This is a genomic window from Gluconobacter sp. ESL1110, from assembly GCF_058107395.1.
Map to the genome: position 1 here is coordinate 147,081 of NZ_JBYLUK010000011.1, position 15,350 is coordinate 162,430.

A 15,350-nucleotide genomic window follows, 5' to 3' on the forward strand; every position below is an offset into this window, starting at 1 on the left:
CTAATATTGAATTAATCAGGAATGAATAGATGCGTTCCTGCACATAAAGTTGCCCATCCATCAAACTTTGTATGCATATATATATCAAAATACTTATTTTCATCACTAGAATTTTCATCGACTTTATCCCACGGGAAATCTGAGAATATTCTATCAAAAACCGCGTCAGGCTCATCTCTAGAAAAAATAGCGACATTTTTTTTCAAATCGTATTCAATAATCCTATTCTCTTTTATTGCAAAACAGAAAAACTCTTTAAATAAATTGAACTTCTCTTTTAACGAAAGTTCATCATGATCGCTAAGACCAAGCGACCACCAAATTCCTATGGGGTTATTTCCATTCACACCAATCATGAATTCGTCAAAGTCTTCCTTGTAGTTCTTCATTTTACATTTCCTAGAATAAACTTTTCCATAGCTACTGCTTTACGGATAGTGCCCGCGATCCCAAAAATAGGTTTGACACAACGTCGATTTGCGCGTGGACTTTCCGTTGTGGGAATTTGATGGTTTGACGTGATAAGCTACTGTTTTGAATAGATTTATCTAGTTGCGTCGGGTCCACCACCAATCTCAAAAATCGCTATTTTTCGGTAGGCTTGACATTGCTTTCATCCGAAATTCGGAAACGGCCTACCCAGCATGGCTCAGGGCAGGCCGTACCCCATCAGGTGGCAGTACGCGCCGTCACACCCAGACGGAAGCCTTCTTTCTTAAGCACCTGAATGGAGGCTTCAGAATACTTGGCAACCAGCGGCGTTACATTACCCGGCGCACACCAGAAGCCCAGCGTTACGGCAATATTAGCTGGCTTAGGCAGGAACGATACGGACGGAGCCGGTGCTTTGAGAACAAGAGCATCGTTCTGAAACAGGTCCAGAAGCAGCGCGCGGGCCTTGTCGATATCGTCATTGTAATCAATCAGCAGACTGACCGATGCGAGCAGCCGCTCAGACTGGGAGCTGTTAATGACAACATTGTTCGAGAGCGTACCGTTTGGCACGTAAACGATGTCGTTTGTGGAATCCTGGAGCACGGTCCGGAACATCTCGATCGAAACAACCGTTCCCGTATTACCGGCAGCTGTAATGGAATCCCCGACCTTGAACGGACGGAACAGCAGGATCAGCACGCCACCCGCAAAATTGGCGAGACTGCCCTGAAGCGCCATGCCAACAGCCAGACCAGCCGCACCAAGAACAGCGACGAAGGACGTCGTTGCAATCCCAACCATGGAGGCAACACTGATTAGCAGAAGCGCCTTCAGCAGCAGTCCGACAACACTGAGCAGAAAGCCCCGGAGGGTTGGCTCGATATTGCTGGCAGCCATCATGCGGCCCATGCCGCGCGTCACCATATTGATGATGGCCCAGCCGACCAGCAGCACCACAATCGCCAGAACAAGTTGTCCCGCGTAACTCAGAAGTGTTGGTAGCCAGCCGTAAAACTGGCCCCACAACGTATTGACGTGATTTTCCATGAACCCCTCTGCTGTTCGTTAAGTTGGCACCATGATGCCGACCAATGAACCGCAAGGTAACGGGCTTGCAAGGTTGCCTTCAAGTCTGCCCCGGAAAACCTGACAGTCTCCGGGACTGACATGACTCTCAGAAAGACGCGGTCAGGCTCAGGTTGAAAGAACGCCCGAGCCCCAGCAACGGACCAAGATAGCCGGTCGCCTGATAGTCCCCGAGAGACATCCCCCCAAGCGGCAGGTAATATTTCTGATCCAGAACATTATCGATACTGCCATCCAGCGTAAAATACCGCCAGTGATAGCTGCCCCCCAACCCGAGCAACGCATAACCGGGCGTCCGTGGTTCCTGACGCAGTCGATCCACGCTCTCTTTGGATTTGACGAGTGTGACATCCACATGCCCGCTCCAGTTCTGGAATGTTTCCCGCAGCGTTATCACGCCATTCGTTGGCATCTGGTGATAGAGCCCGGCGTGAGACACAAGATCCTGCCCGCGAACCCAGTTCAGATTGGCCTGAACCTCACCCTGACCATACACCGTGCTATTCCAAAGCCGGGCGAACATCGAACTGTTGATGCCATAACTCTGCGCGTTGTGGTTGGCGAACTGAAGCATGGACCGCCCACTGGAGAGCGTCCCTATATTCACAACATTTATGTAGTGATGCGTGTAGGTATAATAGGGCTGAACCTTGATTTCCCAACCATGCCCATACGGATCGTGCAGCGTAACCGTCGTGCTGACTGTATTGGCAATTTCAGGCGTCAGATTGAGATTGCCAACATATCCGTTCCCATCCCCGAACCAGCCGATCATTGTGGACGCCATGGCACCTCGCCCCCAGGCATACCGCTCATAAAGGTTGGGGGAACGGGTCTTGCGTGCATAACCACCTTCAATGGTCAGACTATCAAGCGCCTGCCATCGTCCCGTCGCCGTGACGTCGAAATTGGTATCGGTCCGCCCCCGGGATGCCGCGTTGAAGGCCTTTGCAGCGGCGGCATCCGCCATACTCATCATGCTGGTCCAGGAATAAGGCGCTACCTTTCCCGTATTCATCATGACCAGGTCATTACGCAGACCAAGTTCTGTGGAGAAACGAGATGTCCACTGGGCTTTCCATTCAATATAATGCCCCAGCCGGTCCCGATGCCCGTTATTCACATTGTGGAAGGTGTCCGGCCCCATCATCATGCTGTTCAAAAGCGGCGGCCACCAGTCATTCAGGCCGTTATGATCGAATGAACTGCCAATTCCCAGCGTATGTCCCGGCCCCAGCAGGATCGTAGCCTTGATGGAATAACCGGCAGTCCGGGTGTCCGTATTCATCGGCATCCCGGTCGAGGCCGTATGCCCTCCCTTGTCGGAGAGCATGTTCATCGCGTGATCCACACGCTGCCAGAACCCGCGCGCTTCGAGCGTTCCCCAGTTGAAATCGCCCGTATATTTTCCGTTCACAAACGTGGACCGATTGTTGGTCATGTCCATGTACTGGTTCGGAAACCCTTCGTACGGAATATCCTGCTGCCCGACCGTCAGGGCCAGCAAATGGTTTTCCTTGCGAACCCCCAGCGTGACAGCATGATTGAAGCTCAGATAGTTCGTGGACAAAACACGTCGTCCGCCACCTCCAGCATGGTAGTCGCTCGCATGACTGTAAGATTCCGTGTACCGCAAACTGAGCCAGTCATTAGCAACTGTCACCGACCCGGAAGCGCCGGAACCACCGCCATTACTGCGGTATTCTCCCTTCGCATGACCGGTCACGAGGATCTTCGAACTCTTTGAAAAGATCGGATCCTTGCGATTGACCTCAATCGTCCCGCCTGTGCTGTCCCCGCCCTGACTGACTGACGTAATCCCCGCAATGGCCACAGCGGACGACACCATATCCGGATCAATATAAGACATGGCCGGGTTCATGTGATTGGGGCACGCGGCCTGCATGCGCATCCCATCCACAAATGTCGCCACCCTGTCATCGGCCATCCCGTTAAGCACTGGAAGCGCCGATACACCGCCCGCGGAATAGGCGCTAAACCCTAAACTGCGCTTGAACAGGCTTGTCACATCCGGGTCCGTTGTTGCGGTGTGCCGCACCCCATTGACGGTAATGAATTCTGTGGAAGGAGACTTCCGGGTCTGCGCGTTATCCGTATCGTCCGCAAAAGCCGGGTTCAGGAAAAAGACAAGCGCGCAGCCACACAGCAACAGTCCCGGACGTGACACACGCCGAGCATTCGGAAAAAACATGGTCCATAACCTTCGATGAAACACAGAGAGCCGGCCATATTCCTCCCAGGCTTGGAGAAAGATGCGGTCGGCAGTGACGTGGTTTCAGACGAAGCACGGAGGCCCGGTGGCTGGTGGCAGATGCGCAACCCGCCCGAGCGGAGGCGCACGAACAGCATGGCTCCGATAGCGCCAGCGGGACCAGCGGATAAGCGTAAGCAGAACAAGAACCGTTGCCAGCAGAACAACGGCCGGAAGGTGCAGCAAGGGGCATAGCGGGCAAGCTGCATCATGATGATGGTGATGCCCGGAATGATGCGCCATTCCCGACATCCCCGTGTGCCCCATTGGCATCATCATCACTTCTGATGGGACTGGAGGTGTATCCGGTCCGATGCTCAGTCCCGTCAGGCGCTCAAATGTGGCACGCGGGGTTTCATCGGGCATGGACTGGCTCTGAAGAGCAAGCTGTCCAAACAGCCCCAACAAAACGCAGATCACCAGCAGCCAACGACCTGTCGTGGCAGAAAAATCCCGACCGTTCCTGAACTGCCCTGAAACCAGCGTCCGCAACCTTGTTCAAATCTTCTGGCGCAGAAAAGATTACTCGCTTTGCATTGTAAATACCCAGAGAGACATCAAAATCTCAAATAAACCCCCATCAGGTATAAAGTAATGAATCGCCCCATACCCTATGGGGTATCCTGATTTTATTTTAAATATGAAACAATACCAAAATCTGTTTGCCTGCAAAGCATGCGTTCCAGAGAACGTGCCTGACATTTTCATACAAAGTCGTCCAGATTTCGCCACATAAGGCGAGCAGCTTTCGATAAGATCGAGCTACGCCCGTTCAACGGACATCGTGAGAGTGCCATGCGACTTGTCAGTGCGATCAACAGATTCGGCTGGGGCCAGCGGGACAGTAAAGCCTCGGACATGCCTCTCCGGGAATGGCTTTCGCAGCAGCTCAATGAGCCTGATGCAGCCATTTTCAGGAACGTCAGATCATGCCCGGATGGGCTGATCGCCCTGCGGGAACAGCGCAAAACCAAAATACAGGGCGATCCTCTGGTCAAGCCGATCTTTCAAGCAGAAGTCGCAACCCAGCTCGACAATCTGCTTGTGACGGACCAGCCATTCCGAGAGCGGCTTGCGTGGTTCTGGTTCAATCACTTCACGGTCAGCCTGCGTCAGGGCGGAACAAGAGCAGTCATCGGCGCCTATATGCGTGAGGCCATTCGCCCGCATGTAACAGGACGATTCTCGGATATGCTCCTCGCCGTGATGCGTCACCCGGCCATGCTGATGTATCTGGACAACACATCGTCCATCGGCCCCACCAGCCCGGCAGGACGCAAAAGCCATCACGGGCTAAACGAAAATCTGGCCCGTGAATGTCTGGAACTGCACACGGTCTCGCCAGCCTCTGGCTACACCCAAACAGACGTCACGTCCTTCGCAGCCGTCCTGACAGGCTGGAGCATCGACATGAAGGCCGAACAGCCCGGCTTCGTGTTTCGGGAAAAAGCTCATGAACCAGGCGAAAAAACCGTCATGGGTCAGACCTTCCCGGAAGGTGAAGACGGCGGCATACAGGCCCTGCACTTCCTCGGCACGCACCCTGCAACGTACCGCCACATCGCAACCCAGATGGTCGGGCATTTCATTTCTGACACACCTTCACCGCAGGACATCACCCATATTGCGTCTGTCCTTCGGGACAGTGAAGGAGACCTGCGGGAAGCCTCTCTTGCTTTGGCAGACCTTCACGATACGAACCGCTCTGGCAGCAAGTTCCGCTCCCCCATGGACTATGCCACCGCCGTCATGCGAGCCCTGTCTTTAGGGGGCGAACCCAGCCAGCCAGACGATCCACATTCCCCCCCTCATCAGCTTTACGCAGCCTTCGCTTCACTGGGACAACCGTTATGGACGGCCCCGTTGCCAAACGGCTGGAGTGACACTGCGGCAGACTGGAGCGCACCTGCGGATATGCTGGCCCGCACGGACTGGGCATGGCGAATGGCAGCTCATGTGCGGGCCGGAGATCCGATGGAGATCGCCCATATCGCCCTAGGCCCGGCACTCCGACCCCAGACACAACTCGCCATGCATCATGCCGGCTCCCGTCAGGATGCGCTGGCCCTGCTTTTCTCTTCACCCGAATTCCAGAGGCGTTGACCCATGATGATCCATCGTCGCACTGCCCTGCTGGGTCTGGCTGCAAGCTGGACACTCGGGCGTTCCTCTCTCGCGCTTGCCGGTTCACCCGGCGGGCCAGATGATCCACGCTTTGTGGTCATCATCCTTCGGGGCGCACTGGATGGCCTGTCGGCTGTCACCCCATACGGAGATGCCGATCTCAGAACACATCGCCGGGACCTTGTTCTTCCGGAACCCGGACAGGGCGACGGCCTCCTTGATCTGGGCGGCTTCTACGGGCTGCACCCCTCCCTTCAGACACTTCACCGCCTTTATGGCGAAGGCCAGATGCTGCCTATTCATGCCGTGGCAGGCCATTACCGCAGCCGCTCCCACTTTGAAGCGCAGGATTATCTGGAAAGTGGCGCGGACGACCGTCTGAGCAGCGGCTGGCTGAACCGGGCTGTGTCCGTCCTGCAAGGGAAGACCAACAGACCGGATGGGTACGGGCTGGCCATGGGGCTGACGGTTCCCCTTCTGCTCCGCGGATCTGCCAAGGTCGGAAGCTATGCGCCCGCTGGAAGCCAGCACCCGGACGAGGATCTTTATAACCAGATCATTGCCCTGAACGCATCCGACCCCATCACAGGACCAGCCTTCCGAAACGGCCTGAAAGCCAGAGGCTTCTCGGACGCGGCCATGACGGACATGAAGGCACCAGCCGCCACAGGAAAACCTCACAAAATCGACGCCTTCACACAGCTTTCAACCGCCGCAGGGCAAATGCTGGCCACATCCCATGGTCCCCGGATCGCCGCACTGGAAATCGGAGGATGGGACACCCATGCCGCTCAGCTTGGGCGACTGGGAAGCCCCCTCGCCCAGCTTGATCGCGGGATTGGGGCCTTGCGTGAAAGTCTGGGCGAAAGCTGGAAGCGCACAGTCGTCCTTGCCCTGACGGAGTTTGGCAGAACCGTCCGCATGAACGGAACAGGCGGAACGGACCACGGCACCGGCACTGTCACGTTCCTTGCCGGAGGCGCCGTTGCAGGAGGAAAAGTCGGGGGCACATGGCCCGGCCTTCGCCCCAGCCAGCTCTTTGAAAACCGGGATCTCGCTCCCACAACAGATCTGCGTGGCGTAGCCGCAGGTGTGCTGTGTGATCATCTTCATTTGCCAGCGCAGGCGCTTCCAACGGTCTTTCCCGGCCCCAGAACAGACCCCCTCAAAGGTCTGATTGTTTCAGCCTGACAGGAAGAGGACTTTTCGACGTCCAGCGAGGCCGTTTTCAGGACGTGCCCATCACAATCGAGCGATCATATGGCTGTATTTCTATGTCACGGTTGCCGTTGAACGCGACAGACGTTGAGGCCAGTGTACGACAACATTTCGTCGTGCCGGGCGACCCCGGCCGCAAGAGATGGCCGCTGCCCGAACCTGGAGAGAAGCCATGTCTGACGAAAACAGAGGGGTCGTTTATCTCGGCCCCAATCATGTTGAAGTCCAGCGGATCGACGACCCCAGAATGGAAACACCCGATGGCCGGAAGATTGACCACGGCGTCATTCTCAAGGTCGTCTCCACCAATATCTGCGGCTCCGACCAGCATATGGTCCGAGGCCGTACAACAGCGCCATCCGGGCTGGTCCTCGGCCACGAAATTACCGGCGAAGTCATTGAAACAGGCTCTGATGTCGAGATGGTCCGCAAGGGCGATCTGGTCTCCGTACCCTTCAACGTCGCCTGTGGGCGCTGCCGATGCTGCCGCGAACAACATACGGGCGTGTGCCTGACAGTGAATGCCAGCCGCGCGGGGGGTGCCTATGGCTATGTGGATATGGGCGGATGGATCGGCGGACAGGCCCGCTACGTCATGGTCCCTTATGCAGATTTCAATCTGCTGCGCTTCCCTGACAAGGCTCAGGCACTTGAGCGCATCAGAGACCTCACAATGCTGACCGATATTCTCCCCACCGGCTTTCATGGTGCCATCAATGCCAAGGTCGGTGTGGGCTCAACGGTCTATATCGCGGGCGCCGGGCCAGTAGGTATGGCAGCGGCCGCGTCGGCGCGCATTCTAGGGGCCGCCGTCGTCATGATCGGCGATTTCAATCCTGAACGTCTCGCCCACGCGAAGGCAGTCGGGTTTGAACCCATCAACCTCCAGAACCATGACAGACTTGGAGACCTCATCGAACAGGTCATCGGAACGCCGGAGGTCGACAGCTTCATTGATGCCGTCGGTTTCGAAGCAAGGGGATATGACGGAAAGGAACAGCCAGCCGTCATCCTCAACCAGGCCATGGACGTCACCCGCCCAGCCGGAGCCATCGGTATTCCAGGCCTGTATGTGACGGAAGATCCGGGCGCCCATGAAACTGCGGCACAGAAAGGCAATCTGACACTCCGGCTGGGTCAGGGCTGGGCCAAAAGCCAGTCGTTCCATACCGGCCAGACCCCCGTTCTGCGGTATAACCGCCAACTGATGCAGGCCATTCTGCATGAACGCCTGCCCATCGCCGACATCGTCAACGCAACCGTGATTTCACTCGAAGACGCGCCACGCGGCTACCACGACTTCGACAACGGCGCGCCACGCAAATTCGTTCTCGATCCTCACGGAATGCTGAAAAACGCAGCCTGATGCCTGCTTTGTGTCATGATCCGGTTTCCTTCGGGTCATGACAACAGAAAACCCGCCTCTTTGACGGAGACCAGCCCATGCCTAACGACACGCCCCTGCATTTTGTCACCCTGCTCGGAAGTCTCCGCAAGGCCTCTTTCAACGCGTCGGTTGCGCGGGCTTTGCCTGAACTTGCACCGAAAGAGGTTTCCATTACACCGCTCGGATCAATCGGGGACTTTCCTCACTACAACGCAGATGTTCAGGACGCAGGCTTTCCACCCCCCGTTCTGGCCATGGCAGAACAGATCCAGGCCGCAGACGGCGTCATCATCGTGACCCCGGAATACAATTATTCCATTCCCGGCGTCTTGAAGAACGCCATCGACTGGCTCTCCCGCGTCTCGCCACAGCCTTTCAGCGGCAAACCTGTCGCCATCCAGACGGCGTCCCCCGGCATGATCGGAGGGGCCAGAGCGCAATACAACCTTCGACAGAATATGGTGTTTCTGGACGCCTTTGTTCTGAACCGCCCTGAGGTGATGATTGGCATGGTCGCAGGGAAAGTAGACCCGGAAACGCTGAAATTCATAGACGAACCCACCTGCAAGTTCATTGCCGGTCAGCTCGTTGCGCTCGCCGCGCTGGCCAGAAAAATTCAGAATTAAGCCGCGAAAGACAAAAAAGCCCCGCACCAGAAATCTGATGCAGGGCTTTTTAGACTTAATCGATCAAATCAGTCAGGCTGACAGCTTGGTCAGATCTTCCTGCACATAGCCAATGACCTTGGCATATTCGCGGGGAACGATGTGCCAGAACTGCTCCAGCGTGTGCTCCCAGCAATGCAGCAGGTCAGCAGCGTAAGTGCTGCCCGTTTCTTCCACATGCTGTTCGACCAGCGTGCGCAGTTCCACATCCCAGCGGCTACCTGGCTGCACACGGTTCCACATCACCGTGTCCGGATTGATGCGGGATTCAAAACGGTCCTTTGGATCAAGCACATAGGCCATGCCGCCCGTGAAGCCTGCACCAAAGTTGTCGCCCGTCTCGCCGAGGATCACGACCTTACCGCCGGTCATGTACTCGCAACCGTTCGAGCCACAGCCTTCAACAACAGCCGTTGCACCGGAGTTACGAACCGCAAACCGCTCACCAGCCTGACCGGCTGCAAAGAGCTTGCCGCTCGTTGCACCGTACAGAACCGTGTTGCCAATGATCGCGTTCTCTTCCGAACGCCACGTGGACGCCGGAGACTGACGCACAACGATCGTCGCACCGGATAGGCCCTTGCCGACGTAATCGTTGGAATCGCCTTCCACGATCATCTTCAGACCCTGCACCGCGAAGGCACCAAGGGACTGACCCGCCGACCCGCGAAGCGACAGCGTAAGCTGGCCTTCAGGCAGTTCGTGCATCCCGAACTGACGGGTGATCATGCCGGAAATACGCGTCCCGATCGCGCGATGCGTGTTCTGCACGTTGTAATGCAGATGCAGCTTCTCACGACGCTCGAACAGCGGGATCGCATCGGCCACGATCTGTGCGTCCAGCGTTTCCGGAACCTCGTTGCGGCCCTCACGGGTGCAGTAACGCGCATGCTCACCCGGATCGGCCTGCACCAGCAGGGAGTTCAGATCCAGATCGTCCAGATAGTCCGCGCCGCGAGAGACCTGACGCAGCATGTCCGTCCGTCCGATGACCTCCTCGAGGGAGCGAACGCCCAGATCGGCAAGGATATGACGAATATCTTCGGCAATCAGCGTGAAGAGGTTGATGACCTTCTCCGGGGAGCCCTCGAACTTCGCACGCAGCTTTTCGTCCTGAACGCAGACGCCGACCGGGCAGGTGTTGGAATGGCACTGACGCACCATGATGCAGCCCATGGCCACCAGCGCGGCCGTACCAATGCCGAACTCTTCCGCACCCAGCATCGCCGCCATGACAACATCACGGCCCGTCTTGATACCGCCATCCGTCCGCAGCACCAGACGATGACGCAGACGGTTGAGCATCAGAACCTGATGCGCTTCGGACAGACCCATTTCCCACGGCAGACCCGCGTAATGGATCGAAGACTGCGGGCTGGCACCCGTACCACCGGAATGACCGGAGATCAGGATGGCATCTGCCTTCGCCTTCGCCACACCCGCCGCAATCGTGCCGATACCCGTCCGGGCCACCAGCTTCACGGTGACGGTTGCCGTCGGGTTGACCTGCTTCAGATCATAAATGAGCTGGGCCAGATCCTCGATCGAATAAATGTCATGATGCGGCGGCGGAGAAATCAGCGTCACACCCGGCGTCGCATGACGCAGACGGCCAATCAGTTCCGTGACCTTGAAGCCCGGAAGCTGTCCACCCTCACCCGGCTTCGCGCCCTGGGCCATCTTGATTTCGATCTCGCGGCAGTCATTCAGATACTGCGCGGTCACACCGAAACGGCCAGACGCCACCTGCTTGATCGCGGAGGACGCGTTGTCCCCGTTCGGGCGCGGCCTGGAACGCTCGGCGTCCTCGCCACCCTCACCGGAGTCAGACTTCGCACCAATCCGGTTCATGGCAATCGCCAGCGTCTCATGCGCTTCCGGGCTCAGAGCACCCAGCGAGATGCCTGGCGCGACAAGGCGACGACGGATCTGCGTGATGCTCTCAACCTCGTCCACCGGGATCGGTGCATGAGGGGCCTTGAAGTCCAGCAGGTCACGCAGCGCAACCGGCGGCATCTGACGCACGGCATCCGCGTAACGGCGATACAGCGTATAGCTGTTGGCCGAAACAGCGCTTTGCAGCATGTGCACAAGCTGGCCAGAGAACGCATGCGTCTCGCCCTGACGGCGCAGCTTGTAGCGCCCCCCGACCGGAAGCGCTTCAACCTTCTGATCCCACGCAGCCGCATGAGCCTTCAGAATGTTGCGGGCGATACCCGGCAGACCAATGCCGGAAATACGCGATGGCATCCCCGGGAAGAACTCGGCCACCAGCGCACGGGACAGACCAATGGCTTCAAAGTTGTAGCCACCGCGATACGCCGAGATGATGGAAATCCCGAACTTGGACATGATCTTGAGCAGACCCTTGTCCACCGCCTTGCGGTAACGCTCCATCGCCTCACGCATTGTCATCTGGCCGAACAGGCCACGACGCAGACGGTCCGCGATGCTGTGCTGGGCCAGTGCCGGGTTCACGGTCGTCGCACCAACACCGATCGTCACGGCAATGGCGTGAACGTCGATAGCGCTGGACGTCCGAACGTTCAGGGACGTGAATGTCCGCAGGGAATGACGCACCAGATGAACATGCACGGCAGCCGTCGCAAGGATCATCGGCACAGCCACGCGATCCGGACCGGTGTTCTCATCCGTCAGGAACAGATGGGTGCAACCGCCACGAACATGATCTTCCGCCTGAACCCGGATGGAGGCGATCGCCGCACGCAGACCTTCTTCGCCATCCTCAACCGGGAAAGTACAGTCGATCAGGGCCGCATTCTCACCGCAGACTTTCCGCAGTTCATCAAACTCACCAACCGTCAGAACCGGGCTGGGAAGCTGAAGCAGATCGCACTGTTCCGGGCGCTCATCGAGGATATTCCCCAGATTGCCCAGACGCGTGATCAGGCTCATCACCCGCGTTTCACGCAGAGAGTCGATCGGCGGGTTCGTAACCTGGCTGAAGCCCTGACGGAAATAGTGCGACAGCCCACGATAGATCTTGGACAGAACTTGAAGCGGCGTGTCGTCACCCATGGAGCCAAGGGCTTCGGCGGCCGTCTCAACCATCGGATGAAGGATGGTTTCCAGCTCTTCATGCGTCAGGCTGACGGCCATCTGCTGGCGACGCAGCACGTCTGCGGCCATACCGTCCGGCTCGACCACATCCCGCACGATCGGCTCGATATTACGGATGCGCTTGACCCAGGACTGGAAATCCTGACGGGAGGCCAGCATTTCAAGCAGTTCATCCGGCTGATAGAGACGACCTTCCTTGAGGTCGAGCGCTAGTGTCTGCCCCGGACCAAGGCGCCCGCGACGCTGAATCCGCGCTTCCGGCACACGGACCATGCCCGCTTCCGACCCCACGATCAGCAGGTTGTCATTCGTGATGGAATACCGCAGCGGACGCAGACCCGCACGGTCCAGCCCGGCGATGACCCAGCGACCATCCGTTGCACAGACCGCAGCCGGGCCGTCCCACGGTTCGATGACCGCATTGCAGTAACGGAACATGGCACGCGCGGCTGGAGAAATCGCGGAGTTCGCACCGCTGGAGGCCGGAATGAGCATCATCTTGGCCATCGGCGCGCTGCGGCCACCGAAGGTCATGAGCTCGAAGACATTATCCAGCGCCGCCGTATCCGAGCCGGCAGCCTGCACGACCGGCTTCAGATCCTCCATGTAAGGATCGAGCGCCGCATGTGACAGGCGCGTTTCATGCGACCGCATCCAGTTGGTGTTGCCGGAGATCGTGTTGATCTCACCGTTATGCGCCACCTTGCGGAACGGCTGGGCCAGCTTCCAGGTCGGGAACGTGTTGGTCGAATAACGCTGATGGTAGATCGCAAAACGCGAAACGAAACGCGCGTCCAGCAGATCCGGATAGAAGTCCGTCAGGTTCTCGGCTAGGAACATACCCTTGTAGATGACGGAACGGCAGGACAGCGAACAGATATACAGATCCACCTGCTGGCGGGTCGCCTGCTTCTCAATGCGGCGACGCAGCACATACAGATCACGCTCGAACTCATCCTCCGAACGACCCAGCGTATTGCGGATCATGATCTGTTCGATCTCAGGGCGCGTCTGATTGGCCTTTTCGCCAATGCAGGCCGTATCGATCGGCACCTGACGCCAGCCATAGATCCCGTAGCCGAAGTTCAGAACCTCGGTTTCGATGATCTGACGACCAGCTTCCTGCGACGCCAGATCCGTCTTCGGCAGGAACACCATACCAACGGCAATACGACCGTCGATCGTATCATCGCTGGAGCTGTTATGAATGGCTTCGGCAAAGAAATCCTGCGGGATTTCGACATGGATACCCGCACCATCGCCCGTCTTGCCATCGGCATCGACAGCCCCACGGTGCCAGATGTTCCCCAGCGCTTCGATACCAGCCTTCACGACCGCTCTGGACGGCTTGCCATCCAGCGCCGCGACAAGGCCCACGCCGCAGGAATCGCGCTCCTGCGTCGGGTCATAAAGACCTTTCAGGCGCTCGACGTTCTCAGCGTATTCGCGGATGAAATCGGTGTTCTGTGTCATTCCACGGCCTCCAGCGCCAGGGTCTTGGTCAGAGAAAGATGTATTGCGTCAGCCGCATCACGGCCGTCCTTGATGGCCCAGACAACGAGGCTGGCACCGCGTACAATATCGCCGCCAGCGAACACGCCCGGCAGGCTCGTCTGGAAACCACCCGGCGGAACCGTCAGCGTGCCCCAGCGCGTCACGGCAAGCTCCGGCTGCTGCCACTGGCCAGGCAGGTCTTCCGGATCGAAGCCCAGCGCGCGGATCACAAGGTCGCCTTCAATAATGGCATGCTGGCCCGTGCCTTCGATAGAGCGGCGGCCCGTAGCATCCGGTGCGCCAAGACGCATTTTCAGAACCTTCACACCCTCAACGGTGCTCTCGCCCAGAAATTCTTCCGGTGCAGCAAGCCACTCGAAGTTCGCGCCTTCTTCCTCGGCGTTGTAAACTTCCTGACGGGAGCCCGGCATGTTCGCCCGGTCACGACGATAGACGCAGGTCACCTTCTCCGCGCCCTGACGGATGGACGTGCGAACACAGTCCATGGCCGTATCACCACCGCCAATGACCACAACACGACGGCCCTTGGCATGAAGGCCAACATCTTCGCCGGGATCTTCATCATATCCACGACGGTTTGACGCGGTCAGGAAGTCAATCGCATCCACAACGCCGTTCAGGTCAGCACCCGGAACATCCACGGAGCGTGAGCGATAGACGCCCGTTCCAAGGAACACCGCATTATGACGCGTCCGCAGATCATCCAGTGACGTCTCCCCCTCGCCCGCACTGATCGGCGTGGAAAGGTGGAAGATGATACCCTGCTCTTCCAGCAGCTTGTGACGACGGGCCACGACATGCTTTTCCAGCTTGAAGCTGGGAATACCGTAAGTCAGCAGGCCGCCCACCCGGTCCTGACGCTCATAAACATGAACCTCATACCCGCGTGCCCGCAGACGCTCTGCGCAGGCCAGACCAGCCGGCCCAGATCCCACGATGCCGACACTAAGGCCCAGTTCACGATCTGGCAGACGCGGCTGCACCCACCCCTGCTCGAAGGCATTTTCCGTAATAAAGCGTTCGACAGCACCAATCGTGACGCTCTCGAACCCCTTCTGGATGACGCAATTGCCTTCGCACAGACGATCCTGCGGACAGATGCGGCCACAGATTTCCGGAAAGGTGTTGGTTGCCGAAGACATCTCATAAGCTTCCTGCAGACGGTCTTCCGCCGTCAGCTTCAGCCAGTCCGGGATGTTATTGCCCAGCGGGCAATGCACGGAGCAGAACGGAATACCGCATTGAGAGCAGCGGGAGGCCTGCTCTTCAGCACGGCTCGTCGCAAACCCACGATAAATCTCTCCAAAATCCGCACGACGCTCAGCAGCATCGCGCTTCTCCGGAAGGATCTGTGGGTGATTGACGAACTGCAACATCCGTTCGGCCATGCGCCGTGTCTCCTAAACAAACCATATGTTCCGTGGAACACACGAAATCGGTGGAGTACCAGCTATTCCGTCACTTTACGTGATAACAGTCAGTGATACTTACCTATAACAAAAAACCATGTTTGGATCGCCGCTTTCATTGCAGAAATCCCACATTATTTAGGTCCGATATGGACCAA

General features: G+C 57.6%; 10 protein-coding genes. 4 read left to right on the plus strand and 6 right to left on the minus strand.

Features of this window, described 5'->3' with window-relative positions; all coding sequences use genetic code 11:
* Positions 1-11: 11 nt before the first annotated feature.
* From AC3B6F_RS13875 to AC3B6F_RS13890, 4 genes are all read right to left on the minus strand, one after another.
* The gene (locus AC3B6F_RS13875; protein ID WP_489824812.1) at positions 12-389 is read right to left on the minus strand and encodes a hypothetical protein; all 378 of its coding nucleotides are present in this window, start codon (positions 387-389) and stop codon (positions 12-14) included.
* Positions 390-669: 280 nt separating this feature from the next.
* Entirely contained in the window at positions 670-1,482 is an 813-nt protein-coding gene (locus AC3B6F_RS13880) for a mechanosensitive ion channel family protein (protein ID WP_489824813.1), read from the minus strand.
* Between the two features lie 127 nt (positions 1,483-1,609).
* Positions 1,610-3,733 (minus strand): TonB-dependent receptor, encoded by a 2,124-nt coding sequence (locus tag AC3B6F_RS13885; protein ID WP_489824814.1) that lies wholly within the window; start codon positions 3,731-3,733, stop codon positions 1,610-1,612.
* An 84-nt stretch (positions 3,734-3,817) separates the two neighbouring features.
* Complete coding sequence (locus AC3B6F_RS13890) at positions 3,818-4,285, minus strand: DUF2946 family protein (protein ID WP_426065885.1); 468 nt, start codon at positions 4,283-4,285, stop codon at positions 3,818-3,820.
* Positions 4,286-4,588: 303 nt separating this feature from the next.
* Between AC3B6F_RS13890 and AC3B6F_RS13895 the strand changes: the two genes are divergently transcribed.
* From AC3B6F_RS13895 to AC3B6F_RS13910, 4 genes are all read left to right on the plus strand, one after another.
* Complete coding sequence (locus AC3B6F_RS13895; RefSeq protein WP_489824815.1) at positions 4,589-5,896, plus strand: DUF1800 domain-containing protein; 1,308 nt, start codon at positions 4,589-4,591, stop codon at positions 5,894-5,896.
* Between the two features lie 3 nt (positions 5,897-5,899).
* A complete protein-coding gene (locus tag AC3B6F_RS13900) occupies positions 5,900-7,108 on the plus strand; it encodes a DUF1501 domain-containing protein (RefSeq protein WP_489824816.1) in 1,209 nt (402 codons plus the stop codon).
* 199 nt (positions 7,109-7,307) lie between these two features.
* Positions 7,308-8,501 carry a formaldehyde dehydrogenase, glutathione-independent gene (fdhA, locus tag AC3B6F_RS13905; RefSeq protein ID WP_489824817.1) on the plus strand — a complete coding sequence of 398 codons (1,194 nt, stop codon included), beginning with the start codon at positions 7,308-7,310 and terminating at the stop codon, positions 8,499-8,501.
* 77 nt (positions 8,502-8,578) lie between these two features.
* Positions 8,579-9,148 carry an NADPH-dependent FMN reductase gene (locus AC3B6F_RS13910; RefSeq protein WP_489824818.1) on the plus strand — a complete coding sequence of 190 codons (570 nt, stop codon included), beginning with the start codon at positions 8,579-8,581 and terminating at the stop codon, positions 9,146-9,148.
* Positions 9,149-9,220: 72 nt separating this feature from the next.
* On the opposite strand, the gene gltB is transcribed toward AC3B6F_RS13910, so the two are convergent.
* Both gltB and AC3B6F_RS13920 read right to left on the minus strand, forming a co-directional pair.
* Complete coding sequence (gene gltB / locus AC3B6F_RS13915) at positions 9,221-13,741, minus strand: glutamate synthase large subunit (RefSeq protein WP_489824819.1); 4,521 nt, start codon at positions 13,739-13,741, stop codon at positions 9,221-9,223.
* The gene (locus tag AC3B6F_RS13920) at positions 13,738-15,171 is read right to left on the minus strand and encodes an NAD(P)-dependent oxidoreductase (protein WP_489824820.1); all 1,434 of its coding nucleotides are present in this window, start codon (positions 15,169-15,171) and stop codon (positions 13,738-13,740) included. Before AC3B6F_RS13920 ends, gltB begins: the two co-directional genes overlap by 4 nt.
* Between the last annotated feature and the right edge of the window lie 179 nt (positions 15,172-15,350).